Here is a 23466-nt window from a genome sequence, read left to right on the forward strand (position 1 = left end):
CCCGTGGCCAGCGCTCCTTCGCCTCGTTGCCCACGACGTCCTGCCACCGCTTGATTCCGCCATCCCGAGCCTCTGCCCGGTTTCGCCTGCTGTCTTGGCGCCGCCCCTCGCATGCGTTCCCCTTGGCAGAAAGCCAGCGAGGGTGAGCGGACACACCGCCTTAATAAAAAATATTCTCGTTACGCTTGACGAAGAAAATGAGAATGATTTACGCTGAGATTGTCGGCGTTGATGAGCCGCCGGCGCCAGATACCAGACATTGCCAGTCGCTATCTGGTTTCTCCTCCTCATTGCTAGTCACGGTCCTTTCACCGCTCCCCCGGGAGCGGTTTTCTTTTTTCTGGCCATCGAGGCTTCTGGTCAACCTTGCCCCAGGGCCTTGGCTCCTGTTCGTCGCACCGCTCCCTGCGTCTCACCGCTCTCGTTCATCTCACCCCAGTGCCAGCGGCCTGGCCTCGCGGCTATTCGCAGCCCAGGGGCCTGCACCGCTCAGACGCTGGCGCAAGAGCCCCGCCAGGGCTTCCACCGCCGGCCATGAGGCTGCGGCGATGCGCCGGCTGAAGTACAGGCAGGCGTCGCTGGTACCCAGGTGGGGCAGCCCCTCGGCCTCATCCAGCACGCGCATGCGCGGCGTCAGCCGCTGGCGATCGAGGATGCTCACGGCCAGGCCGACTTCCACGGCCTTTTCCACCGCATGGATGCTGGTACTGGTGAAGACCGCGTACCAGTCGCGCCCCTGACTCTCCAGGGCCTCGACCCCGAGCGATCGGAATGGGCAGTCCAGCGGATGCAGCGCCAGCGGCAACGGCGCCTCGTCGGCGATGCGAAACTCACGAGACGCCGCCCACACCGGCGAGGTCTGCCACAGCGTTTCGCCATTGGTCAGCTGATGCGGACGGTCCAGCGCTACCGCCAGCGACAGCTCACCGCGCTCCAGGCGCCGGGCCAGCTCTCCGCTGGGCGCCGTGACCGCCTCCAGCAGCACATTGGGGTGGCTGGCCAGAAAATCAGGCAGCACCTGCTCGACCAGATGCGGGGCGTAGCCCTCCGGCATGCCGAAGCGCACCCGCCCGCTGAGTCCCTGTCCGGTCAGTCGCGCCACCAGGCCGTCGTGCTGGCGCAGCAGCTCACGCGCCTCCTGCAGCAAGGCCTCGCCGGCCGGCGACGGCGACACTCCGCGTGGCCCACGGATCAGCAGGCGCGCGTCGAGACGCTGCTCGAGGCGCTTGATCTGCATGCTCAAGGCACTAACGGTGCGGTGTCGCAACTCCGCCGCCGCCGCCAGACTGCCCTGCTGGGCCACCGTCACAAAGCTGCGCAGCGCCTCCAGATCCAGCGCCGCTCCCGTGTTCTCGGTCATCGTTGCTCCCCCCTATGGCGCCAGACCACCCTACCCGAAGACTTCAATATTATTTAAGTCAGCGTGAAAAACGTTTCGCTACTCGAAAGGCTAGCACCACGGCAGACTGCTCATCCAGCGCTTCCTCTATCCAGCGCTGCCGTCATCCACCCGTGCTCAAGGAGGCCCCATGCAGACGCTGCTACCCCGCCTGATCCCCCTGCTCCACCAGCTTCCCCGGCAGCTGGGCAAGCACTCGGGTGCCCTGATGGTCGCCACGGGCTTCGTGGTCTGCTGGAGCAGCGGTTTCGTCGGCAGTCGCATGGCGGTGGACCTGGACGTGCCGGTGATGGGGCTCTACGCCTGGCGCTTTGCCCTGGCGACCCTGCTGGCCTGGGCGCTGGTGGTCTGTCGTCTGGGCCATCCGGGGCATCGCCCGAGCTGGCGCCAGGCAGGCCACGAGTTGCTCACCGGTGGTCTGACGGTGGGCGTCTACCTGCTGACGATGCTGGTGGCGGTGGCCGAAGGTGTGAGCGCCTCGGTGGCGGCGCTGATCGGCGCGCTGCAGCCGCTGGCGGCGGCCCTGCTGGCACGGCACCTGCTCAAGGAGAGCAGCGACAGCGCACAATGGTGGGGCATGGGGGTAGCGACGCTCGGCGCTATGGCGATGATCGCTGGCGACATGCGCAGCGTCGGCGGCGCCCCCTGGTGGGCCTACCTGCTGCCGCTGGTCGCGGTCGCCGCGGTATCGATCGGCAGCATCCTGACGCCGCCGGCGACCGCCAGGCCCGGCGAGGAGAATGGCGGTGTGGTGCCGCTGTCACTGATCACCCGCCTGGCGCTGCAGCTGAGCGCGGCAACGCTGGTGTTCATGCTGGCGGCGGTGATGCTCGAACCAGGCCTGCCGGCGCTGCCTCCGGCGACGCTGGACGCCTGGCTGACCATTGGCTGGCTGGTGGTGCTGGCCACCTTCGGTGGCTACGGCTTCTTCGTGGCGTGCCTGGGGCGCTTCGGGGTGACCCCGACCTCGGCGCTGATCGCGCTGACCCCGGCGGTGACGCTGTTGATGACGCTTTCGCTGTTCGGCGAGCGCCCGGACGGGCTGGGCCTGGCGGGACTGGTGCTGTCGCTGGGTGGCGCCCTGTGGGCGCTGGCGGCCGGGCGACGCGGCCAGGGCCGCGCCGCCGATGCCGGCGTCAGTCGACGCGGCGGAAGATCAGGTCCCAGACACCGTGACCGAGCCGTTCGCCCCGCGCCTCGAACTTGGTCAGCGGACGAAAGTCGGGACGCGGCACATAGGGCGCCGTCTCCGGGGTCGCGGTATTGAGGTAGCCCGGGGCTGCCTCCATCACCTCGGCCATCCATTCGGCGTAGGCTTCCCAGTCGGTGGCCATGTGCAGGGTTCCACCGCTGGCCAGGCGAGTCCGCACCAGCTCGACGAACGCCGGCTGGACGATGCGCCGCTTGTGATGCTTCTTCTTCGGCCAGGGGTCGGGGAAGAACAGCTGCAGGGTGGTCAGACTGCCCTCGGGCAGGCACTGCTCCAGCACCGCCAGGGCATCCTCGCGGTAGACCCGCAGGTTGGTCAGCCCACGCTTGTCGGCTTCGTCGAGCAACTTGCCGACGCCCGGGGCGTGTACCTCGATTCCGATGAAGTCGGTGTCCGGATGGGTCTCGGCCTGCTCGATCAGCGACGCTCCCATGCCGAAGCCGATCTCGACCACCCTGGGCGCCTGGCGGCCGAACAGCGCATCGAGGTCCTGGCGCCCCTGGGCGAGGGTCAGTCCCAGCCGCGGCCAGACTTCCTCAAGCCCACGGGTCTGCGCCTGGGTCATGCGCCCGGCCCGCAGCACATAGCTCTTGATACCACGGCGATGCAGCGGTGCGTCCGGTCCTTCCGGGCCGGTGGTCTTGCCCTCGTCGGGGCGATCTTGGTCGGTCATGATGATGTCTGGGGGCGTGGTGAAAGTGTCAGGGCGAGAAAGCTGAGCAGGAGCGGCAGGCCGGGCCATGCCGCTCCTGCCGGCTTCAGGCGTTGATGCGGCCGGCGAACGGCGATGACGCCTCGGCGCCGCGACGCGGCATGCGACCGGCGAGAAACGCCTGGCGTCCCGCCTGCACGGCATGCTTCATGGCCTCGGCCATCAGCACCGGCTGGCGCGCGTGGGCGATGGCGGAGTTCATCAGCACGCCGTCACAGCCGAGTTCCATGGCCAGGGCTGCCTCGGAGGCGGTGCCGATGCCGGCATCGATCAGCACCGGGACCTTGGCCTGCTCGATGATCAGGCGCACATTGTGCGGATTCTGGATGCCGTGGCCGGAGCCGATCAGCGAGCCCAACGGCATCACCGCGCAGCAGCCGATGGCCTCGAGCTCCCTGGCGACGATGGGGTCGTCACTGGTGTAGACCATCACGTCGAAGCCATCGGCGACCAGCGTCTCGGCGGCCTTGAGGGTCTCCACCACATTGGGATAGAGGGTGTTGTCGTCCCCCAGCACCTCGAGCTTGACCAGCTTGTGGCCGTCGAGCAGTTCCCGCGCCAGCCGACAGGTGCGCACAGCATCCTTGGCGTTGTAGCAACCGGCGGTATTGGGCAGCAGGGTATAGCGCTCCGGCGGCACCACGTCGAGCAGGTTGGGCTCACCGGCCTCCTGCCCCAGGTTGGTGCGACGCACCGCGAAGGTCACGACATCGGCGCCACTGGCGGCGATCGCCTCGCCGGTCTCGTCGAAGTCCTTGTACTTGCCGGTGCCCACCAAGAGACGCGAGGAAAAGGCGTGGTCGGCGACCCGCAGCGGGCTGTCCTGAAAGATGTCGGTCATGCTCAAGTCCTTCTCACGAAACGGAACCAGGCCGCCTTCGAGCGGCACCTCTATAGTCGTCGGTATCTGCTGGCGGGTGGTTCGCCTCAGCCGCCGCCGATGGCATGGACGATCTCGATGCGATCGCCATCCGCCAGGCGGGTCTCGCCGTGCTGGCTGCGCGGCAGGATGTCCTCGTTGAGCTCGACGGCGATGCGGCGCCCGCCCAGACCCAGGGCGTCGATCAACTCCGCCACGGTCTGCTCACGGTCGAGGGCGTGGGGCTCACCATTTAGCTGAATCTGCATGGCCACCTCATTATCAAGATGTCGCGGGGGCAACATTGTAGCGGCTCGGGCCGCCGCGGGGTACGGTTGAGGGCAGATTCCTCTCTCTCGTCGTCAAGGAGCCTCGATGCCGGATCGTCACTGGTGGATCACCCTCGCCCTGTCCGGCGCCCTGGTGGTGGCGCTCGGCGCCTTCGCCGCCCATGGCCTCGACGGACGCCTGCCTGAGCGTCTGACCGCCGCCTTTACCACCGGGGTGCGCTACCAGGCCTGGCACACCCTGGCAGGCCTGGCGCTGCTGGCCTGGCGGGCCCAGCAGCCGCTGGCCGCCCAGCTGACGGCACTGAGGCTGTGGTCGGCAGGTATCCTGCTGTTCTCGGGGTCGCTGTACGCCATGGCCCTGGTCGGGCTCTACGGCGTCGGGCTCGGCCCACTGGGGCTGATCACACCGCTCGGCGGCGTGCTGTTGCTGCTTGGCTGGCTGGCGCTGGCCTGGGGACTATGGCGAGCCCGCGTGTGAGATAGCCTCTCAGTCGTTATCGGGCAGTACGTAGGTCGCCGTCACGTGCGCCACCGGCGCCTCGTCTCCGTCAGAGAACAGCTCCACCTCACCCACCGCCAGGCGGCGTCCCAGCTTGATCAAGCGGGCGTTGGCGATCAGATCGCGATCACCCCGGGCGCGCCGTAGAAAGTGGCAGTTGAGGTTGCTGGTGACCGCCATGGGCTCCGGCCCGATCTGGGCCAGGATGGCCACGTACAGGCAGACGTCCGCCAGTCCCATCATGGTCGGCCCGGAGACGCTGGCGCCGGGCCGCAGATGTTCATCCTCGATGGCCAGGCTCATGGTGGCCCGCATCTCCGAGACGGCTTCGATGGTGCCCATGCGCTGGGGAAAGACGTCGTCCAGAAAATCCTCGATGGCGGCGGCGGTCATCACGGTCATGGTTCTCTCCCTGAAGGCAATCCGGCTCGTGATAGCTTCACCATAACTCAAGCCCGGATACGACGCCTCAACGCCCTCGCTGCTGTGCGCTTTCCCCTCGACACAACGACACACCCCCGGGGAGGCCCGGGGGTGTGTCCAGGGAAACGCCGCCTGGATCGCGGCGTTTGCTTGGCGTACTCGGTGGCGTCCCGAGTGTGTTACTTCGCCTTGTGGACCTGACGCCAGTGGTGCAGCAGCGGCTCGGTGTAGCCGGCCGGCTGCTCACGCCCCTTGAAGATCAGGTCGCTGGCCGCCTGGAAGGCTGTGGACTTGTCGAAGTCAGGGCTCATCGGGGTGTAGGCCGGGTCGCCTTCGTTCTGACCGTCCACCACCTTGGCCATGCGCTTGAGCGTCTCTTCCACACGCGCCGCGTCGACTACGCCGTGGTACAACCAGTTGGCGATGTGCTGACTGGAGATCCGCAGGGTAGCGCGGTCTTCCATCAGGCCCACGTTGTGGATATCAGGCACCTTGGAGGCGCCGACGCCCTGCTCGACCCAGCGCACCACGTAGCCGAGGATACCCTGACAGTTGTTGTCGAGCTCCTGCTGGATCTCGTCGTCGCTCCAGTCGGCAGAGGCGACCACCGGCACGGTCAGCAGCGCCTTGAGCAGATCGTCGCGCTGCTCACTTTCGTCCAGCTCCTCGAGTTCGCGCTGGACCTGGGCCACGTCGATCTGGTGGTAGTGCAGGGCATGCAGCGCTGCAGCGGTGGGAGACGGCACCCAGGCGGTGTTGGCGCCCGACTTGGGATGGCCGATCTTCTGCTCGATCATCGCCGCCATCAGGTCCGGCATGGCCCACATGCCCTTGCCGATCTGGGCGCGTCCGCGCAGGCCACAGGCCAGTCCGACCAGCACGTTGCTGCGCTCGTAGGCCTGAATCCAGTCGGCGCCCTTCATGTCGCCCTTGCGCAGCATGGGGCCCGCCTCCATGGCGGTGTGCATCTCGTCACCGGTGCGATCGAGGAAGCCGGTGTTGATGAACACCACCCGGCTGGTGGCCTCGTTGATGCAGGCCTTGAGGTTGACCGAGGTGCGGCGCTCCTCGTCCATGATGCCCATCTTGAGGGTGTTGCGGGCCATGCCCAGCAGGTCTTCGACACGCCCGAACAGGGTGTTGGCGAAGGCCACTTCCTTGGGACCGTGCATCTTCGGCTTGACGATATAGACGGAGCCGGTGCGCGAGTTACGCGGCTGATCGTCACCCTTGTTGAGGTCATGCAGGGCGATCAGCGACGTCATGATGGCGTCGAGAATGCCCTCGGGCATTTCGTTGCCGTCGGCGTCGAGCACCGCCGGGTTGGTCATCAGGTGACCCACGTTGCGCACGAACAGCAACGAGCGTCCCGGCAAGGTCAGCTCGGAACCATCCGGCGTGACGTAGTCACGATCCGGATTCAGGCGACGGGTGAAGGAACTGCCGCCCTTGGCCACCTCGGCGGTGAGGTCACCCTTCATCAGGCCCAGCCAGCTGGCGTAGACGCCCACCTTGTCCTCGGCATCCACCGCCGCCACGGAGTCTTCGCAGTCCATGATGGAGGTCAGCGCGGCTTCCACCACCACGTCCTTGACGTGGGCCGGGTCGGTCTTGCCGATGGGGTGGCTGTCATCGACCTGGATTTCCAGATGCAGGCCATGGTGGGACAGCAGCACGGCACTCGGCGCGGAGGCGTCGCCCTGGTAGCCCACCAGCTTGCCCGGCTCCTTCAGGCCGGTCTCGCGGCCGCCGTCCAGAGACACCACCAGGTGGCCATCGCGCAGGAAGTACTTGACCGCGTCACGGTGGGAGCCGGTCGCCAGCGGTGCCGCCTGATCCAGCACATTGCGGGCGTAGGCCACGACCTTCTCGCCGCGTTTGGGGTTGAAGCTCGAGCCCTTCTCGCAGCCATCCTCTTCGCTGATCACGTCGGTGCCATACAGCGCGTCGTAGAGGCTACCCCAACGCGCGTTGGCGGCGTTCAGCGAGTAGCGTGCGTTGTTCACCGGCACCACCAACTGGGGGCCCGCCTGGGAAGCGATCTCGCGATCCACGTTTTCGGTGGTCACCTCGACCTTGGCCGGCGGATCGACCAGATAGCCGATTTCCTTGAGGAAGGCCTGGTAAGCGGCCATGTCATTGACCGGTCCCGGGTGCTCACTGTGCCAGGCCGAGAGTTTCTGCTGCAGCGCGTCGCGCTCGGCCAGCAGGGCCTGGTTGGTCGGCGTCAGGTCGTGGAAGATGGCATCGACGCCCTTCCAGAAGGCATCGGCATCGATCCCCGTGCCAGGCAGCGCCTGTTCGGTGATGAACTGGTCCAGCTCGGCGGCCACCTGCAGGCGATGGCGAGAAATGCGTTGCGTCATTGGGTCTAGCTCCTCGTTGGGCCTTGGGTGCCCCCCTGGCACCTTCCAGCCGGACAGGGGAAAAGGTGACTGCTCCAGAATGATTTTGTGGAAAATCATTCCATTTGTAAACCGAAAACCCCGCTCTACCGCTCAAGGCTAGACCAAATGATGAGCTGTCGAGGGCCTTGTCGATTGGGAAACAGTGGTGCCGAACTCGCTGGGTCGCTAGCATGGAACAGGCAAGGAAGCCCAGACAGGAAGGTGTTGACGTGTGCTGGCGACTCCCTCATCTGACGCCGAAGGCCATACCTCCATGGCACAGGTGAGCAACGACGGCCTCCGGACGGTGTCAGAAGAAGCAGGTGGCCAACGATCGGTCAGGGTGCAACCAGGCGCAGGGTGATGACGCTACCCTCCACGCCATCTGGCCGTCCCAGCACAACCGAGTGCCGAGCAACGCACGCCACCGCCCCTTCCCAGCGGAGGACGCTATGACCGACTACACGCCCCTTGAGACCATCGAACGGCTGACCCCGGTGGCAAGACAAGGCGAAGGCTTGGTGGCGACAGCCGCCCCGGCCATGGCAACGACCCTTGAACGCTATCTGGCGCACTATCGGCTCGATGTCCTGCTCACCGAAGGGGTAACGCTGCACGCGGGTAATATCGAGACGCCACGCTTCCGCCTGTGGACTCAGGTATGGCGCCCGCCCCGCCCTCGGGGCACCGCGGTGGTGGTTCACGGCTACTACGACCACCTGGGCCTGTACCGCCACCTGCTCGAGCTGCTGCTGGAACTCGAGCTCACGGTGGTGCTGTGGGATCTGCCGGGACACGGGCTGTCCAGTGGGGATCGTGCCGACATCGACGACTTTGCCGACTACGGCGACTGCCTGCGTACGCTTCAGCAGCACCTGAGCGAAGCCGGCCTGGCCCAAGGACCTTGGGTCGGCGTCGGTCAGAGCACCGGCGGTGCCATCCTGGCCACCGATGCCCTGAGCCGGGGCGATGACGGCCACTGGTCGGCGCTGGTGCTGCTGGCGCCCCTGGTCAGACCCTGGGGCTGGACCCGAGCAGCCTGGGTCCATCGCCTGGTCAGCCCCTTTGTCTCCAGCGTGCCGCGCAAGTTTCGCGCGAACACCAATGATGACGACTTCGCCACCTTTCTGCGCGAACAGGACCCGCTCCAGCCCGTGCGCCTGCCCACCGGCTGGGTCAGCGCCATGCGCCGCTGGATGCCCCGCCTGATGCAGCTGCCCCCGTGCCAGCTACCGACCCTGATCCTGCAAGGCGAGAAGGACCTGACGGTGGACGGGCCCTGGAATCTGGCGGTACTCGGCAAGAAGTTTCCCGGCGCGCACATCTGCTGTCACCCGCAAGCCCGCCACCATCTGGTCAACGAGGCCGAGGCCATCCGCCTGGACCTTTTCGCCGAAGTGCGCCAATTTCTGGAACAACAGCTCAGTGAAGGGCCTCTACCGAAAAGGATGTCATCTCAATGCCCAGATGCTTGACCCGACAGACGGTACACCGCGCCGGCAGCCACGCCTCCCTGCTGCCCTGGCTGGCGCTGGTGCTGCTGGTCTGGCTGGCCGGCTGTGCCAGCGCCCCCGAGCGCCCCGAGACGCTGCGCCAGGCGCTGCTGGGCCTTGGCCAACAGGCGGCCGAGCGGGTCGCCGAGGCGCCAGCCCTGGCAGGGGAAACCCTGGCCGATCAGGTGCTGCTGCTGTCCCCGCCCAAGGTCGACGAAAGGCTGGAGCTCGGCGTCGGCCGTGTCCAGGAGAGCCTGACCCGTGGCCTGCTGGCGATCGACGACGGCCCCCAGGTGCTGGACTGGCAGCCCGGTGATACCCCTGCCGCCGACACCAATCAATGGCTGGTCGACAGCCGACTGATCGCCGATGGCCCACGCCTGACGCTATCTGACCGCGAGCTTTTGCCCTACCGCTTCGAACTCCGCCTGCGCCGCCCCGGCGACGGTGCCGCGCTGTGGTCCACGGTCATCAGCGGCGCCTTCGACGCCGACGCGCTCTAGGGCTTGCCTGAAAAGCGCCTGCGCTCGTCGACTTCTCGGGCCAAGCCTGGACCCGGGCAGGGGCCATGCCTGGCGATAACGGGTGCATGGAACGACCGTGCGGCGCCCGTCAGCCCTTGCGCAACAGCCGATCCAGCTGGCGATAGCCGATGGCCTCGATCAGGTCATCGCGGCACGGACGTTCGCGCCCGGCCAGGTCGGCCAGGGTCAGCGCCACCCGCAGCACCCGGTGATAGGCCCGGGCAGACAGCCGCAGGCGCTCAAGCGACTGCGCCAGCCAGGTGCGCTCGGCCACCTCCAGGGCGCAGGCTCGCTCCAGCGCGGCCCCGGCGAGCTGGGCGTTGAGCACTCCCCTCTGCTGCTGACGCTGACGCGCCGCCATCACGCGTCGGCGCACCATCTCGGTGCTTTCCCCCGGCTGATGCGACGTCAACTGTTCCACCGGCAGCGCCGGCACCTCAACCTGCAGGTCGATGCGATCTAGCAGGGGGCCGGACAGGCGCGCCTGATAGCGCTGGATCTGGGACGCGGTGCATACACAGTCCTGACGCGGATCACCCAGATGGCCGCAGGGGCAAGGATTCATTGCTGCAACGAGTTGAAAACGAGCGGGAAATCGTCGTTCGTGGCTGGCCCTGGCGATATGGATCTCGCCGCTTTCCAGCGGCTCGCGCAATACCTCCAGCACCTGGCGACTGAACTCCGGCAACTCGTCGAGAAACAGCACGCCGCGATGGGCCAGCGAGATCTCGCCGGGCCGCGGACGCGAGCCGCCACCGACCAGCGAGACCGCGCTGGCGGTGTGGTGAGGCGAGCGAAACGGACGACGGCCAAAGCCATCGGACAGAGGAAGCGCGCACACCGAGCGAATCGCCGCTACCTCCAGCGCCTCGTCATCGCCAAGCGGCGGCAGAAGCCCGGGCAGTCGGCTGGCCAATAACGTCTTGCCGGTGCCGGGCGGCCCGGCAAACAGCAGGTTGTGCCCACCCGCCGCCGCCACCTCCAGCGCTCGCCGGGCCTGATACTGGCCTCGCACATCGCACAGATCCAGCGCCGCAGGCCCGTCTTGCGGCGGTGCGGCGGGTAGGTGAGCAGCGAGGGGAATACGCCCGGCCAGGTGGGCGACGACGTCGAGCAGGTGTGCCGCCGGCAGCACCTCCAGGCCGTTGACTAGGGCCGCCTCATCGGCGTTGGCCTCGGGCAGGATCAGGCGCCGCCCGGCCTGACGGGTGGCCATGGCGAAGGGCAGCATGCCGGTTACTGGCCGCAACCGACCATCGAGGGCCAGTTCGCCGGCACACTCGACACCCTCCAGTGCGGCGGCGGGCAACTGACCGGAAGCCACCAGCAGACCCAGCGCGATGGGCAAATCGAAGCGTCCACCCTCCTTGGGCAGATCGGCGGGAGCAAGATTCAGGGTAATTCGACGTAGCGGGTAGTCGAGGCCGCAGGTGGCAAGGGCGCTGCGCACCCGTTCGCGGCTTTCGCGCACTGCGGTCTCGGGCAGGCCGACCAGGGTCATGCCCGGCAGGCCGTTGGCCAGGTGTACCTCGACCTGCACCTCGGGGGCGTCCAGCCCCAGTCCCGCACGGGTGGCAATGATGGCAAGCGTCATGGGCTCCCTGCCTGACGGAAGGCTCATGACCAGTAGAGCACGCCCACCTCACCGGCGCCGCATGCCACCCCCCCGCCAGGGCGGGCCGGCATATCTTGTGACGTTCTGCGTCCGAAGCCTCAGGCGGAGGGCTTGTCGGCTGAACCGCTCGATGCCTCGTCCTGCTTGCCCTGTTCCGGCACCGGCGGCACCGGTACCTCGGCGGCTTCCTCGGCCACGGCTGGCGCCGCGGTCGTTTCGCCAGCGGGCGCTGCACGTTCCTCGACCAGGCTCTCCAGCGCCGCTACCTGCTTTTCCAGCGCCTCGACCCGGGAGCGGGTGCGCTGCAACACGTCCATGAGGATGTCGAAATCCTCGCGTGACACCAGTTCGAGACGATCGAAGGCGCCACGCACCACCTGCTGGACCCCCTTCTGGATGTCTTCCGGGGCCTGGGAGGCGCCCTGCAAGCGCTCGCCGATCTGCTGTGCCAAACGGCTGATGCGATCCTGACTGACCATGATGGCTCTCCTTGAAACGTCGATGGGAACTCCGTTGCCGACAGGATACGCAAGCCGGGCGCCCAACGCATGCTTCGTGGCCCTTGCCCAGCGACGCCCGGCGCATTGGCGACTCCCTGATACCAACAGGCTAACCGGCACGCGACGCAGCACGCGGCCCGGCACAGCATGCTCGCCAATGACGCACCACCAATACGCGCCAGCACCAAAACAGTGCATTAACTTTGATGCAGTGCCGCAAACTCGCGGGTGTTTTTCGTCTCTCGCTTTCAAAAACAACCACAAACCATTGTAAACAAAGATTTTGCCAAATTTATGGCACGTATATCGCTATGCATAGATATCCATGCACCGAGCGGAAACAAGCCGCCACCTTATGCACGTAGGGAGCCATGCCATGAAACTGATCACCGCCATCATCAAGCCCTTCAAGCTGGACGACGTCCGCGAGGCGCTGGCCGACAACGGCGTCCAGGGCATCACAGTGACCGAGGTCAAGGGCTTCGGCCGCCAGAAGGGCCACACCGAGCTATACCGCGGCGCCGAGTATGTCGTCGACTTTCTGCCCAAGGTGAAGGTCGAGGTTGCGATCGACGAGGCCCGACTGGACAGCGTGCTGGAAGCCATCTGCAACGCGGCCAACAGCGGCAAGATCGGTGACGGCAAGGTGTTCGTCACGCCGCTGGAAGACGTCATCCGCATTCGCACCGGCGAGCGCGGCTCCGACGCGGTCTGATCCCCGTCCCCTGACCCGACTTCCGATAAAAATATAGCGAGACACTTCCATGGTCGATATCAGTGAACTCAGCTACGCGCTGGACACCTTCTACTTCCTTATCTGCGGCGCCCTGGTCATGTGGATGGCCGCCGGTTTTGCCATGCTCGAGGCCGGCCTGGTCCGGGCCAAGAACACCGCCGAGATTCTGACCAAGAACATCGTGCTGTTCGCGGTCGCCTGCACCATGTATCTGCTGGTGGGCTACGCCCTGATGTACTCCTCCGACGCCGGCGGCTTCATCCCCAACTTCGGCTTCTTGATCGGCGCCGAAAACAGCGTCGATGCGGTGCTCGCAGGTGGTGAAGACGCACCCTACTACTCGGCCCGCGCCGACTTCTTCTTCCAGGTCGTGTTCGTGGCCACCGCCATGTCGATCGTCTCCGGCGCTGTCGCCGAGCGCATGAAGCTGTGGGCCTTCCTGGCCTTCGCCGTGGTCATGACCGCCGTGATCTACCCGGTCTCCGGCTACTGGACCTGGGGCGGCGGCTGGTTGTCCGAAGCAGGCTTCTCCGACTACGCAGGTTCCGGCATTGTCCACATGGCGGGTGCCGCTGCAGCCCTGGCCGGTGTGCTGGTGCTCGGTCCGCGCAAGGGCAAGTACGGCAAGAACGGCGCCATCTACGCCATCCCCGGTGCCAACATGCCGCTGGCGACCCTGGGTACCTTCGTCCTGTGGCTGGGCTGGTTCGGCTTCAACGGCGGCTCCGAGCTCAAGCTCTCCGACGTGTCTTCCGCCAACAACATGGCCCAGGTGCTGGTGAACACCAACGCTGCCGCCGCCGGGGGTGTCCTCGCCGCGCTGATCCTGGCCAAGATCTGGTTCCGCAAGGCCGACCTGACCATGGCCCTGAACGGCGCTATCGCTGGCCTGGTCTCCATCACCGCCGACCCGCTGTCCTCCACGGCCCTCGGCGCCACCCTGATCGGTGCAGTCGGCGGTGTCCTGGTGGTAGTCGCCATCGTGGTCCTCGACAAGCTGCGCCTGGACGATCCGGTCGGTGCCATCTCCGCCCACGGTGTGGCCGGTATCTGGGGTGTCCTGGCGGTCCCGCTGAACAACGCCGACGCCACCTTCGGCGCCCAGATGCTCGGCATCATCGGCATCTTCGCCTGGGTCTTCACCGCCAGCCTGGTCGTGTGGCTGATCATCAAGGCAATCATGGGTGTGCGTGTCAGCGAAGAAGAAGAATACGAAGGCGTCGACCTGGCCGAATGCGGTCTCGAAGCCTACCCCGAGTTTAACGTCGCCAAGAAGTAAGCCTGAGCTTACCCGCGACACCAGTGAGCTGGCGTGCTCCTCCTGGCCCCTTCGGGGGCCTTTTTTATTGCTGTTCGCCAGGGGTATGCTTTGTCACACTAGTCAGGACAGGCGCAACGGCGCGCCGCCAACGGGTTGGCGCCAGGCACGACCGACGCCGCCCCCACACGGACAGGATGAGGAACCCGCCATGAAACTGGTGACCGCGATTATCAAGCCATTCAAGCTCGACGACGTCCGCGAGTCGCTCTCCGAGATCGGTGTTCAGGGCATCACCGTCACTGAAGTGAAGGGCTTTGGCCGTCAGAAGGGCCACACCGAGCTGTACCGGGGAGCCGAGTACGTGGTCGACTTTCTGCCCAAGGTGAAGCTTGAGGTGGCGGTCGACGACGGTATGACCGAGCAGGTCATCGAAGCCATCGTCCAGGTCGCCAACACCGGCAAGATCGGTGATGGCAAGATCTTCGTCACCCCGCTGGAACAGGTCATTCGTATCCGTACCGGCGAGACCGACAAGGACGCTGTCTGACCGACGATGGCAGCTGTCTTTAGCCACCCCCCTTGAGCAAGTCATTCGCATCCGTACCGGCGAGACCGACAAGGACGCTGTCTGACCGACGATGGCAGCTGTCTTCAGCCACCCCGCTGGAACAGGTCATTCGTATCCGACCCGGCGTGACCGACAAGGATGCTGTCTGACCTCGACCGACAAGGACGCTGTCTGACGACGGCGACCGGTTCTCCCCGCCAGGTGGCGCCGCTCAGCCGCGGCGTCGCAACGGCTCCAGCAGGTCGCTCAGGCCGTTGTGGTCGATCTCGTGCATCAGCGCCAGCAGGCGTCCGATCTCTCCGGGGGGAAACCCGACCCGGGCAAACCACGCCAGGTAAGGCCCGGGCAGATCGGCGATCAAGGTGCCTTGATGCTTGCCGAAAGGCATCGGCAAGGTAACCAGGCGTTCCAGGTCCTGAGGATTCATCGCTGCTCCTGAGCGGGTGGGTGAGGGAAAGACGCACAGGGTACTGGCCTGCGGGCGGCGTCGCCATCGATTCGCCTCCCCATTGAAAGTCTCCCCCGTTGAAAGTCTCCCCCGTTGAAAGTCTTCCCCATCGACGCCATGGTTATTTCCAGGTATCGACAAGGAGGCCGACATGACCACACTCGTGATAGGTGCCAACGGCCAGATCGGCCGCCAGGTCTGCGCCATCGCCCACCGCCAGGGACATCCGATTCGCGCCATGATCCGTAGCGCCGAGCAACGCGACTGGTTCGAGCAACAAGGTATCGAGACGGTCGTCGCCGACCTGGAGGGCGACTTCGCCTCCGCCTTCGAAGGTTGCGATCAGGTGCTGTTCACCGCCGGCTCCGGCCCGAACACCGGGCCCGACAAGACGCTGTTGATCGACCTCTACGCCGCTACGCGGGTGGCGGACGAGGCCAGCCGCCAGGGGCTGGATCGCATGCTGATGGTCAGCGCCATGCGTGCCGAGCAGCCGCTGCAAGCGCCGGAGAAGCTCAGGCCCTACATGGCCGCCAAGTTCGCTGCCGATGCCTACCTGCGCAGCAGCAAGGTGGACCATGTCATCGTCAAGCCAGGCCGGCTCACCGACGACGACGCCACCGGCCGCGTGGCCACGTCGCTGGACGAGACCGGGGGCAACAACCAGATATCCCGAGCCAACGTGGCCCAGGCCCTGGTCTATCTATTGGGGCAACGAAAGATCCGTAATCACGAGACGGTGCTCCTGGACGGCGAACGCGAGATCGCCGAGGCTCTCGGCGACTGACCACCGCCACCCCGGCCAGGCGATTCAATCCGCCAGCACCAACGACGACGCCGATGGCAAGTGGCCATCGGCGTCGTCGTTTGCGGCGTTCTGTCGTGGGGTCTTACTTCTCCACGAAGGCACGCTCGATGACGTAGTCACCGGGCTCGCCCATGCGCGGGGAAATATTGAAGCCAAGCTCGTCGAGCAATGCACTGGTGTCGTCGAGCATGGCCGGGCTGCCGCAGATCATGGCCCGGTCCTGCTTGGGATCGATGGGCGGAAGCCCCTTGTCGTCGGTCAGCTTGCCGGTGCGGATGTGATCGGTCAGGCGGCCCATGGTGTGGAAGTCTTCACGGGTCACGGTGGGGTAGTAGACCAGCTTCTCGCTGATCTCCTCGCCCAGGTACTCGTGCGCCGGCAACTCCTTGGTGATGAAGTCGGCGTAGGCCAGCTCGTTGACGTGGCGCACGCCGTGCACCAGCACTACCTTTTCGAAGCGCTCGTAGACCTCGGGGTCCTGGATCAGGCTGAGGAAGGGCGCCAGACCGGTGCCGGTGGACAGCATGTAGAGATTGCGCCCAGGCAGCAGGTCGTCACATACCAGGGTACCGGTAGGCTTGCGGCTGACCATGATCTGATCACCCACCTGCAGGTGCTGCAGGCGAGAGGTCAGGGGACCATCGGGTACCTTGATGCTGAAGAACTCGAGGTGGTCCTCGTAGTTGGGGCTGGCCACGGAGTAGGCACGCATCAGCGGCTTGCCGTTGACCTCGAGACCGATCATCACGAACTGGCCGTTCTTGAAACGCAGGCTACGCTCACGGGTCGTGCGGAAGGTGAACAGGGAGTCGTTCCAGTGATGAACGCTCAGCACTTCTTCCAGGGCAAACTTGCTCATGCCAACTCCTTAAAATGCGTGGGCTTATTCCTGAAGCGAATAAAGCCCGATATCAAGTCTTGCGGATAATTCTAAGACCGGCCATATTATCTGTTAAATGGATTGTATGGATAACGCTTATCCAATTCATTGATATAGATGCCCATCGCCGACGTCTTTACCCCTATCGCGCCGGAGAGCCCGTGCCATGCGCTACACCCTTCGACAGCTGGAAGTCTTTGTTGCGGTCGCCCAGCACGAGAGCGTGTCCAAGGCGGCGCGCGCCCTGGCCCTGTCGCAGTCGGCGGCCAGTACCGCGCTGTCCGAACTCGAGCGCCAATTCGACTGCCAGCTGCTCGATCGCATCGGCAAGCGCCTCAAGCTCAATGCACTGGGCTTCCAGCTGCTGCCCAAGGCGGTCGCCCTGCTCGATCGGGCCGAAGAAGTGGAAGAACTGCTCAGAGGCCAGCAGGGCATCGGCAATCTGGATGTCGGCGCCACCCTGACCATCGGCAACTATCTGGCGACGCTGTTGATCAGCGACTTCATGCAGCGCCACCCCGGCAGCCGGGTAAGGCTACAGGTCCGCAACACTCGCTCGATCATCGATGCGGTTCGCCATCACCAGCTCGACCTGGGGCTAATCGAGGGGCAGTGCGAGGAGGACGAGGTCATCACCCAGCCCTGGGTCGAAGACGACCTGGTGGTGTTCTGTTCGCCCCGTCATCCGCTGGCCAACCGCGGGCCGGTGGAGCTCGACCGCCTGCTGCGTGAAGACTGGATCATGCGAGAGGAGGGCTCAGGCACGCGCCTGACCCTCGAACAGGCAGCCCGCCATCGACGTGGTCGCTTCAATATCCTGCTCGAACTGGAGCATACCGAGGGCATCAAGCGTGCGGTGGAGTCGGGGCTGGGAATCGGCTGTGTCTCACGCCTGGCGCTGCGCGACGCCTTTCGGCGTGGCAGCCTGACCCCACTGCCCACGCCGGAACTGGACCTGAGTCGGCAGTTCACCTTTATCTGGCACCGGCACAAGTACCTCACCGCAGGCATGCGCGAATTTCTACGCCAGTGCCGGCAGATGACGGAGGGGATCCAGCGCAGCGACGAGATCGATCTGCCGCAGGTGCCCTGAACGGAAACGACTAGCGCTATGCAGGAGAGAGCCCGCCGCGGACGGCGGGCGGCACAGATCAGCGCAGATCGTCGACGGCGTCGGTGATCTTGTCGCAGTCGGCCTTGGTCAGATCCTTGGAGAGGGAGTGGATGACCAGTTTGGCGGTGGGAGCATCGAGCTTGTCGCGCAGGTGGCCAAGAAAGCGCGGCGGCGCCACCATGATCAGCTTTTCCATGCTGTTGTCGACACGGGCACGATACAGTCGATCGGCTACCTCTCGGGCAAAGATGACTTCATGGTGCTGGGTCGCCACCTCCTCGCCGCCAGCCTGACGCGAGGCGGTAGCACTGGATTCATGAACGTCACCGCCCTTGTCGGTCACCAGATCGCCTTCGTGGAGCCGCCCTTCGGCGTGCACCAGGCTCTCGACTTCATTCAGCTTGCGTCCTGTCCGAGTGAAGATTCGCGCACGCGACGCATCGGCTACCACGATATAAGTCGTCGTCATGGTCGGTCCTCGCCTCCCTGTGTTCAGACTTCCCGGCACAATGACCGGTACAAAGTCACCATGGCAACGGACCCCGGCAGCGTCAACTGGTGGTTATTGGCGACACCGGCGTCGCCCTCCACGGACACTGACGAGCCCTGCCACCTTTGGGGTAGCATGCAGGCATCTGTTACACGCCCCGGCGGCCTGCGGCCCTGTCCGGTTATCGCCTTTGCCTGCGCCGCACCGCTGATACTCGCGGGCCGCCCATCCTGGCGCCCTGCGAGTTCCCCTGCTGGAGGACCTCGACCATGCGCCAGTTCTTCTTTCCCCGCGCCCCACTGGCCCGGCGCACCCTGCTGAGCTGTCATTTCATTGCACAGCTCGGCGTTCTCGCCGCCGGTCTGTGGTGGCTGATCCCCCGCACCCCCTGGGTCGCCATGACCACCTGGAGTGAGAGCTGGCCTCCCCTGGCGCTGGGCGCCGGCCTCACCCTGCTGACCATGGTCGCACTACGCCTGCTGGCCGAGCTGTGGTTGCTGCCCCATCACCTGGGCAGTCAACGGCCCGGCTTCGCCCCCGGCGCGGTGGTCACCCGCTCCTACGATCGTCGTCCGGCGGTGCATGATGACGACAAGGCCTGGACCTCCCAGGCCCGGCCGCTGGAGGACGACGACGCGGTGGTCGGCGATGCTCGGGTGACGCGCAAGGCCGAACCGCTGAGCAAACGCGGACATCGCGAGCCCGGCCTCGACCTGAACCGTTCGTCTACCGGCGAGCCCGAATCACAAAGGGTCCAGAAGCCGAGTCGCCAGGAGCCAAGTCTCTGACGCGGTCGACGCCTTGACCGGGAAGGCAATCAGCGGCGAGCGCGCTGGCGACCTCGACACCACAGCCAGACCGACCCGGCATCGAGCCCTGCACCCATGGGAAGTTGGCGACGACGTCCCAGACATCGCCGCCGAGTCACTTGGGAAGGCAGTCAGCGGCGAGTTCGCGGAAGGCAATCAGCGACGAGCGCGCTCGCGCCCTCGATGCACCAGCCAGACCGACCCGACACCAAGCCCTGCACCCAGGGTATTGGCGACGATGTCCCAGACATCGCCGCCAAGACGCCCGGGTACCGGGATCTGGGCGAACTCGATGGCGACGCCGTAGGCCACCGCCAGTGCCATGGACAGCCCGCTGCGCCCGCTCGCCAACGCCAGCAGTGTTGCCAGGCCGGCGTAGGCGATCAGATGGTTGGCCTTGTCCCAGGGCAGGTCTTCCGGCAATTCGCTGGCAGGCATCAGACTGCCCCAGGCGATGACCAGGGCGGCGGCGGCGGCCAGCCCCCACCACCACCGCACGAATGCAGACCGCCTGCCCGAGACTTCAGCCTGAGGCGATCTGGGCATGATAGGCCGGGCTCAACTCGTGCAGCGCCTCCATGAAGGCGGTGACGTTGTCGGGGTCGGTGAACTGGCTGATGCCGTGGCCGAGATTGAAGATGTGGCCCGGGCCGTGACCGTAGCTGTCGAGGATACGGCCGACCTCGGCACGAATCGCCGAAGGGTTGGCGAACAGCACATTGGGGTCCATGTTGCCCTGCAGTGCCACCTTGCGGCCCACCCGGCTGCGCGCGCTGGACAGTTCAGTGGTCCAGTCCAGCCCCAGGGCGTCGGCGCCGGTGTCGGCCAGATCCTCGAGCCACTGGCCGCCGTTCTTGGTGAACAGGATCACCGGTACCCGGCGCCCATCCTGTTCGCGAATCAGCCCCGCCACGATCTGTTCCATGTAGCGCAGCGAGAACTCGCGATAGGCCGGCGTGGACAGCGTCCCTCCCCAGGTATCGAAGATCTGTACCGCCTGTGCGCCAGCTCGGATCTGCGCATTGAGGTAGTCGGTTACCGCGGTGGCCAGGGTATCGAGCAGCTGATGCATCACGTCGGGGCTTGAGTAGAGCATGCCCTTGACGTGGCGAAAGTCCTTGCTGGAGGCGCCTTCGACCATATAGGTCGCCAGGGTCCAGGGACTGCCGGAGAAACCGATCAGCGGCACCCGACCGTTGAGCTCGCGACGGATGGTCGAGACCGCGCGCATCACGTAGTCGAGGTCGCGTTCGGCGTCGGGCGCCGTCAGCGCGGCCACGTCTTCTGCGCTGCGCACCGGCTTGCGGAACTTGGGACCCTCGCCGGTCTCGAAGTACAAGCCCAGCCCCATGGCATCGGGGATGGTCAGAATATCGGAGAACAGGATGGCGGCGTCCAGCGGATAGCGTTCCAGCGGCTGCAGGGTGACCTCACAGGCGCGGGCGGTATCACGACACAGGTCCATGAAGCTTCCCGCCTGGGCGCGCACTTCCTTGTACTCCGGCAGGTAGCGACCGGCCTGGCGCATCATCCAGACCGGAGTGCGATCCACCGGTTGACGCGCGAGAGCGCGCAGAAATCGATCGTTCTTCAGTTCCATGCAGGCGTCATCCAGGGAAAATGTGCGACTCATTGTACCGCAATGACTCCCGAACGCGTGGCCTCCTGCGACCCTGTGTCGTCGGCAAGGTGTCGTGAGCCTTGCACGACTTCCTGATAAACTGGGCGCCCCCTTGACGGCGCTGCCGTTGTTTCGACTCCGAGGTACCCCGTGACGATTCGCTTTATCGCCGCCTCTCGCCTGCCCACCCCCTGGGCGACCTTCACCATGCACGGCTTCGAAGACGAGGCCACGGGCAAGGATCATATCGCCCTGACCCTGGGGGAGATCGACGATGGCGCTCCTGTGCTGGGACGGGTGCACTCTGAATGCCTGACCGGCGACGCCCTGTTCTCGATGCGCTGCGACTGCGGCTATCAGCTTCAGGAAGCGCTCAAGCGTATCGCCAGCGAAGGCCGCGGTGTCATCCTCTACCTGCGTCAGGAAGGCCGCGGCATCGGCCTGCTCAACAAGATTCGCGCCTACCACCTGCAGGACCAGGGGGCCGACACCGTTGAGGCCAACGAGCGCCTGGGCTTCGCCGCCGACCTGCGCCGCTATGACCTGTGCGTGCCGATGCTCGAACACCTGGGTGTCGAGGGGCTCAAGCTGATGACCAACAACCCGCGCAAGGTCGACGCCCTGACCCAGGCCGGCGTTCAGGTGGTGGAACGCGTCGCCCTGACCACCGGGCTCAATCCCCACAACGAGCACTACCTGTCCACCAAGGCAGGCAAGCTCGGTCACATGATGGCGCTGGGTGACTTTACCCAGGCTGACGACGTGGATATCGAAAAAAAGTCATAGGCCGCGTAAGGAATCCGGCCCACCCTCGACTCAAGATCAAACGCAACATTACGCTCCATTGATCTTGACCTTCGAGGTGCCGACATGAAACTCAAGCTGCTTTCGATTGCCGCCATTGCCGCCGTGACCACACTTCCGCTGACGGCCCAGGCCGACGCCCGTGCCACCGACCTGGCCCGCGCGCTGAACAGCCAACCCCTGTCCATGCGCGACGCCATGCCCCAGCAGGGCCATGAAGTGATCAATGCCCACATCGCCAGCGACAGCACCGAAGCCCTGCGCAAGGCTCGCCTGCGGCTGCAGTCTCGCCATGTGGAAATGACCGACTTCATGCTCAATCTCGACCTCGGTCGCGCCGCCACCAAGTAACAGCAAGAAAAAAATGCCTTTGTTTTTGCACCGCTACAGACATACGACCGTTTTAATAGAGCCGCATTATCGAAGCCATAAAAGCGATTACCTGGCGCTTTCGATAGAACGCTAACAAAATACACACATCGACAGCGGGTGACGCCACCCGCTGATACCGGAAGGAGCTTCGACATGAAACCCACCTTGATCCTCGCTGCCCTGATCGTCGCCTCTCTGCCCGCTCTGGCCCAGGCTGCACCACCCAAGTACGCCCTGGCCCTGAACGAATCGCCCTTGACCGACCAGGCCCCGTTGGCCGATGACGTGCTGGGGCAGCAAGTCGCCGATGTCGAGCCTCTGGCTATCGGTGGTCAACGTATCGGCAACACCGCCGTCTCGACCCATGATGGCAAGACGCTGGCAAACGCCAGGCTGCAATTGCATCGCGACCAGGCCCAGGCCGCTCGCTTTCTGCAGCAGGACGGACGACGTGTCGCGGTGACCATCTAGGCTGCGCCGTGTAAAGGCGACTTAGGCCAAGGTCAAATCGGCATTTGACAATCCGTTAGCCTGTTAATATTATTACCGCAAGTTTTCATGCAGTACCCGTTGGATACATCCTTCGAACGCAGGACAGAGTCAGCAAGGTCCAGGCAGACAAGGATGACAAGCTGCAGAAAAGGCAGGCCCTGAGGGGCCAAAAAATGCCACCAAAATTAAAACGACCGTTTTATTTTGAATCGGTCGAATTCAAGAGAGACAAGGGCCACGAGGCCCAATAGGAGAGACACCATGAAAGCCACTACCAAGATCGCCGCTACTGCCCTGCTCGCCGCTGCCCTGCCGCTGACCGCCCAGGCCGACCGCGCCAGTGACCGTGCCCAGGCGCTCAACGCCGAGCCGCTGTCCAGCCTCAGTGTCGCCGCCCTCGACGCCGCCCATCAGGTCGGCAACGCCCATATCGCCGACAACGGCAGCAATGCGATGGCCAACGCCCGCCTGGAGCTGCTGCGCGAACAGGCCAAGCGTACCGACTTCGCCATGAGCGAGCATGACCTGGACCTGGCCCGTCAGGCCACCACCGGCTAATTTTTGTCGACCAGATTAAAACGACCGTTTGACTTGATGATGACCGGCAACGTCCAAATGACGCCCGGCGTCATCTCTAACAGACGATCGCGAAGGCCAGCAACACAGGCCCTTCGACAAAGACTGCAAGACGACCGCTGAAACCGACATACGCGATGGCCAAGGGCTCACCCAGAAGCCCATCAGGCCTACAGGAGAGACACCATGAAAGCCACTACCAAGATCGCCGCTACTGCCCTGCTCGCCGCTGCCCTGCCGCTGACCGCCCAGGCCGACCGCGCCACTGACCGCGCCCAGGAGCTCAACGCCGAGCCGTTGGCTCAGGTCAGCGCCAGCGCGCTGGAGGCCGCCCATCAGGTCGGCAACGCCCATATCGCCGACAACGGCAGCAACGCCATGGCCAATGCCCGGCTGGAGCTGTTGCGGGTTCAGGCCAAGCGCACCGACTTCGCCATGAGCGAGCACGACCTGGACCTGGCCCGTCAGGCCACCACCGGCTAAGCGCGCCGAGCCGATGGGTGCCCGCGGGTAAAGACCCCGGGAACCAACGCAGAGGCCCCGCCGACGTGATGTCGGCGGGGCCTTTTTATGTGC

General features: G+C 65.3%; 27 protein-coding genes and 1 pseudogene. 15 read left to right on the forward strand and 13 right to left on the reverse strand.

Going from position 1 to position 23466, the window contains the following annotated elements; all coding sequences use genetic code 11:
- Window positions 1-430: 430 nt before the first annotated feature.
- Window positions 431-1360 (reverse strand): LysR substrate-binding domain-containing protein, encoded by a 930-nt coding sequence (locus KUV74_RS09655; RefSeq protein ID WP_222516218.1) that lies wholly within the window; start codon window positions 1358-1360, stop codon window positions 431-433.
- Window positions 1361-1607: 247 nt separating this feature from the next.
- Here KUV74_RS09655 and KUV74_RS09660 point away from each other — a divergent pair.
- Window positions 1608-2477, forward strand: a pseudogene (locus KUV74_RS09660) (DMT family transporter); the annotation flags it as partial.
- Between the two features lie 58 nt (window positions 2478-2535).
- Here the strand turns inward: KUV74_RS09660 and trmB are convergent.
- The 3 genes from trmB to thiS form a co-directional block, all read right to left on the reverse strand.
- On the reverse strand, window positions 2536-3282 hold the full coding sequence (gene trmB / locus KUV74_RS09665; RefSeq protein ID WP_045993958.1) for a tRNA (guanosine(46)-N7)-methyltransferase TrmB: 747 nt from the start codon (window positions 3280-3282) through the stop codon (window positions 2536-2538).
- An 85-nt stretch (window positions 3283-3367) separates the two neighbouring features.
- Window positions 3368-4162, reverse strand: a complete 795-nt coding sequence (locus KUV74_RS09670) for a thiazole synthase (protein ID WP_045993915.1) — start codon at window positions 4160-4162, stop codon at window positions 3368-3370.
- A gap of 86 nt (window positions 4163-4248) precedes the next feature.
- Window positions 4249-4449: a sulfur carrier protein ThiS gene (thiS, locus tag KUV74_RS09675; protein WP_181248714.1), complete on the reverse strand. Its 201-nt coding sequence runs from the start codon at window positions 4447-4449 to the stop codon at window positions 4249-4251.
- A gap of 106 nt (window positions 4450-4555) precedes the next feature.
- Between thiS and KUV74_RS09680 the strand changes: the two genes are divergently transcribed.
- Window positions 4556-4948: a DUF423 domain-containing protein gene (locus KUV74_RS09680; RefSeq protein WP_222516219.1), complete on the forward strand. Its 393-nt coding sequence runs from the start codon at window positions 4556-4558 to the stop codon at window positions 4946-4948.
- 9 nt (window positions 4949-4957) lie between these two features.
- Here the strand turns inward: KUV74_RS09680 and KUV74_RS09685 are convergent, their stop codons facing one another.
- Window positions 4958-5371: a PaaI family thioesterase gene (locus KUV74_RS09685; RefSeq protein ID WP_045993913.1), complete on the reverse strand. Its 414-nt coding sequence runs from the start codon at window positions 5369-5371 to the stop codon at window positions 4958-4960.
- Between the two features lie 200 nt (window positions 5372-5571).
- Complete coding sequence (locus KUV74_RS09690) at window positions 5572-7758, reverse strand: malate synthase G (RefSeq protein WP_222516220.1); 2187 nt, start codon at window positions 7756-7758, stop codon at window positions 5572-5574.
- Window positions 7759-8231: 473 nt separating this feature from the next.
- On the opposite strand from KUV74_RS09690, the gene KUV74_RS09695 reads away from it, so the two are divergent.
- Window positions 8232-9254 carry an alpha/beta hydrolase gene (locus KUV74_RS09695; RefSeq protein ID WP_052704447.1) on the forward strand — a complete coding sequence of 341 codons (1023 nt, stop codon included), beginning with the start codon at window positions 8232-8234 and terminating at the stop codon, window positions 9252-9254.
- On the forward strand, window positions 9239-9775 hold the full coding sequence (locus KUV74_RS09700; RefSeq protein ID WP_261395276.1) for a hypothetical protein: 537 nt from the start codon (window positions 9239-9241) through the stop codon (window positions 9773-9775). Before KUV74_RS09695 ends, KUV74_RS09700 begins: the two co-directional genes overlap by 16 nt.
- 109 nt (window positions 9776-9884) lie before the next feature.
- Here the strand turns inward: KUV74_RS09700 and KUV74_RS09705 are convergent, their stop codons facing one another.
- Window positions 9885-11390 carry a YifB family Mg chelatase-like AAA ATPase gene (locus tag KUV74_RS09705; RefSeq protein WP_222516221.1) on the reverse strand — a complete coding sequence of 502 codons (1506 nt, stop codon included), beginning with the start codon at window positions 11388-11390 and terminating at the stop codon, window positions 9885-9887.
- A 119-nt stretch (window positions 11391-11509) separates the two neighbouring features.
- Window positions 11510-11890: an accessory factor UbiK family protein gene (locus tag KUV74_RS09710; RefSeq protein WP_222516222.1), complete on the reverse strand. Its 381-nt coding sequence runs from the start codon at window positions 11888-11890 to the stop codon at window positions 11510-11512.
- Between the two features lie 397 nt (window positions 11891-12287).
- Here KUV74_RS09710 and KUV74_RS09715 point away from each other — a divergent pair, with 397 nt between their 5' ends.
- The 3 genes from KUV74_RS09715 to glnK all read left to right on the forward strand — a co-directional run bounded on the left by KUV74_RS09715 (window position 12288) and on the right by glnK (window position 14455).
- Window positions 12288-12626, forward strand: coding sequence for a P-II family nitrogen regulator (locus KUV74_RS09715; RefSeq protein WP_045993909.1), 339 nt, complete (start codon window positions 12288-12290; stop codon window positions 12624-12626).
- A 49-nt stretch (window positions 12627-12675) separates the two neighbouring features.
- Window positions 12676-13926 carry an ammonium transporter gene (locus tag KUV74_RS09720; RefSeq protein WP_222516223.1) on the forward strand — a complete coding sequence of 417 codons (1251 nt, stop codon included), beginning with the start codon at window positions 12676-12678 and terminating at the stop codon, window positions 13924-13926.
- A gap of 190 nt (window positions 13927-14116) precedes the next feature.
- On the forward strand, window positions 14117-14455 hold the full coding sequence (gene glnK, locus KUV74_RS09725) for a P-II family nitrogen regulator (protein WP_045993907.1): 339 nt from the start codon (window positions 14117-14119) through the stop codon (window positions 14453-14455).
- Window positions 14456-14687: 232 nt separating this feature from the next.
- On the opposite strand, the gene KUV74_RS09730 is transcribed toward glnK, so the two are convergent.
- Window positions 14688-14903: a DUF3820 family protein gene (locus KUV74_RS09730; RefSeq protein ID WP_045993906.1), complete on the reverse strand. Its 216-nt coding sequence runs from the start codon at window positions 14901-14903 to the stop codon at window positions 14688-14690.
- Between the two features lie 172 nt (window positions 14904-15075).
- On the opposite strand from KUV74_RS09730, the gene KUV74_RS09735 reads away from it, so the two are divergent.
- A complete protein-coding gene (locus KUV74_RS09735; RefSeq protein WP_124804498.1) occupies window positions 15076-15711 on the forward strand; it encodes an SDR family oxidoreductase in 636 nt (211 codons plus the stop codon).
- Between the two features lie 103 nt (window positions 15712-15814).
- On the opposite strand, the gene KUV74_RS09740 is transcribed toward KUV74_RS09735, so the two are convergent.
- Window positions 15815-16591: a ferredoxin--NADP reductase gene (locus tag KUV74_RS09740; RefSeq protein ID WP_045993904.1), complete on the reverse strand. Its 777-nt coding sequence runs from the start codon at window positions 16589-16591 to the stop codon at window positions 15815-15817.
- A 187-nt stretch (window positions 16592-16778) separates the two neighbouring features.
- Here KUV74_RS09740 and KUV74_RS09745 point away from each other — a divergent pair, with 187 nt between their 5' ends.
- Window positions 16779-17705, forward strand: coding sequence for a LysR family transcriptional regulator (locus KUV74_RS09745; protein ID WP_045993903.1), 927 nt, complete (start codon window positions 16779-16781; stop codon window positions 17703-17705).
- Between the two features lie 58 nt (window positions 17706-17763).
- Here the strand turns inward: KUV74_RS09745 and KUV74_RS09750 are convergent, their stop codons facing one another.
- Window positions 17764-18195, reverse strand: a complete 432-nt coding sequence (locus tag KUV74_RS09750) for a host attachment protein (protein WP_045993902.1) — start codon at window positions 18193-18195, stop codon at window positions 17764-17766.
- Window positions 18196-18485: 290 nt separating this feature from the next.
- On the opposite strand from KUV74_RS09750, the gene KUV74_RS09755 reads away from it, so the two are divergent.
- Window positions 18486-19004 (forward strand): hypothetical protein, encoded by a 519-nt coding sequence (locus KUV74_RS09755; RefSeq protein WP_045993901.1) that lies wholly within the window; start codon window positions 18486-18488, stop codon window positions 19002-19004.
- 177 nt (window positions 19005-19181) lie between these two features.
- Here KUV74_RS09755 and KUV74_RS09760 read toward each other — a convergent pair whose 3' ends face one another.
- Together KUV74_RS09760 and hemE are read right to left on the reverse strand one after the other, a co-directional pair.
- Complete coding sequence (locus KUV74_RS09760) at window positions 19182-19523, reverse strand: VanZ family protein (RefSeq protein WP_315900760.1); 342 nt, start codon at window positions 19521-19523, stop codon at window positions 19182-19184.
- A 25-nt stretch (window positions 19524-19548) separates the two neighbouring features.
- Window positions 19549-20625 carry a uroporphyrinogen decarboxylase gene (gene hemE / locus KUV74_RS09765; protein WP_108131917.1) on the reverse strand — a complete coding sequence of 359 codons (1077 nt, stop codon included), beginning with the start codon at window positions 20623-20625 and terminating at the stop codon, window positions 19549-19551.
- Between the two features lie 171 nt (window positions 20626-20796).
- On the opposite strand from hemE, the gene ribA reads away from it, so the two are divergent.
- The 5 genes from ribA (at window position 20797) to KUV74_RS09790 (ending at window position 23373) form a co-directional block, all read left to right on the forward strand.
- Window positions 20797-21432 (forward strand): GTP cyclohydrolase II, encoded by a 636-nt coding sequence (gene ribA, locus KUV74_RS09770; RefSeq protein WP_045993900.1) that lies wholly within the window; start codon window positions 20797-20799, stop codon window positions 21430-21432.
- Between the two features lie 84 nt (window positions 21433-21516).
- A complete protein-coding gene (locus KUV74_RS09775) occupies window positions 21517-21801 on the forward strand; it encodes a hypothetical protein (RefSeq protein ID WP_045993899.1) in 285 nt (94 codons plus the stop codon).
- Window positions 21802-21975: 174 nt separating this feature from the next.
- A complete protein-coding gene (locus KUV74_RS09780) occupies window positions 21976-22293 on the forward strand; it encodes a hypothetical protein (RefSeq protein WP_222516225.1) in 318 nt (105 codons plus the stop codon).
- A 282-nt stretch (window positions 22294-22575) separates the two neighbouring features.
- Entirely contained in the window at window positions 22576-22872 is a 297-nt protein-coding gene (locus tag KUV74_RS09785) for a hypothetical protein (protein WP_108131883.1), read from the forward strand.
- A 204-nt stretch (window positions 22873-23076) separates the two neighbouring features.
- Complete coding sequence (locus KUV74_RS09790) at window positions 23077-23373, forward strand: hypothetical protein (protein ID WP_222516226.1); 297 nt, start codon at window positions 23077-23079, stop codon at window positions 23371-23373.
- Window positions 23374-23466: the final 93 nt, after the last annotated feature.

Source organism: Halomonas sp. DP1Y21-3, from assembly GCF_019801245.1.
In the GTDB taxonomy this organism is placed as follows: domain Bacteria; phylum Pseudomonadota; class Gammaproteobacteria; order Pseudomonadales; family Halomonadaceae; genus Halomonas; species Halomonas litopenaei.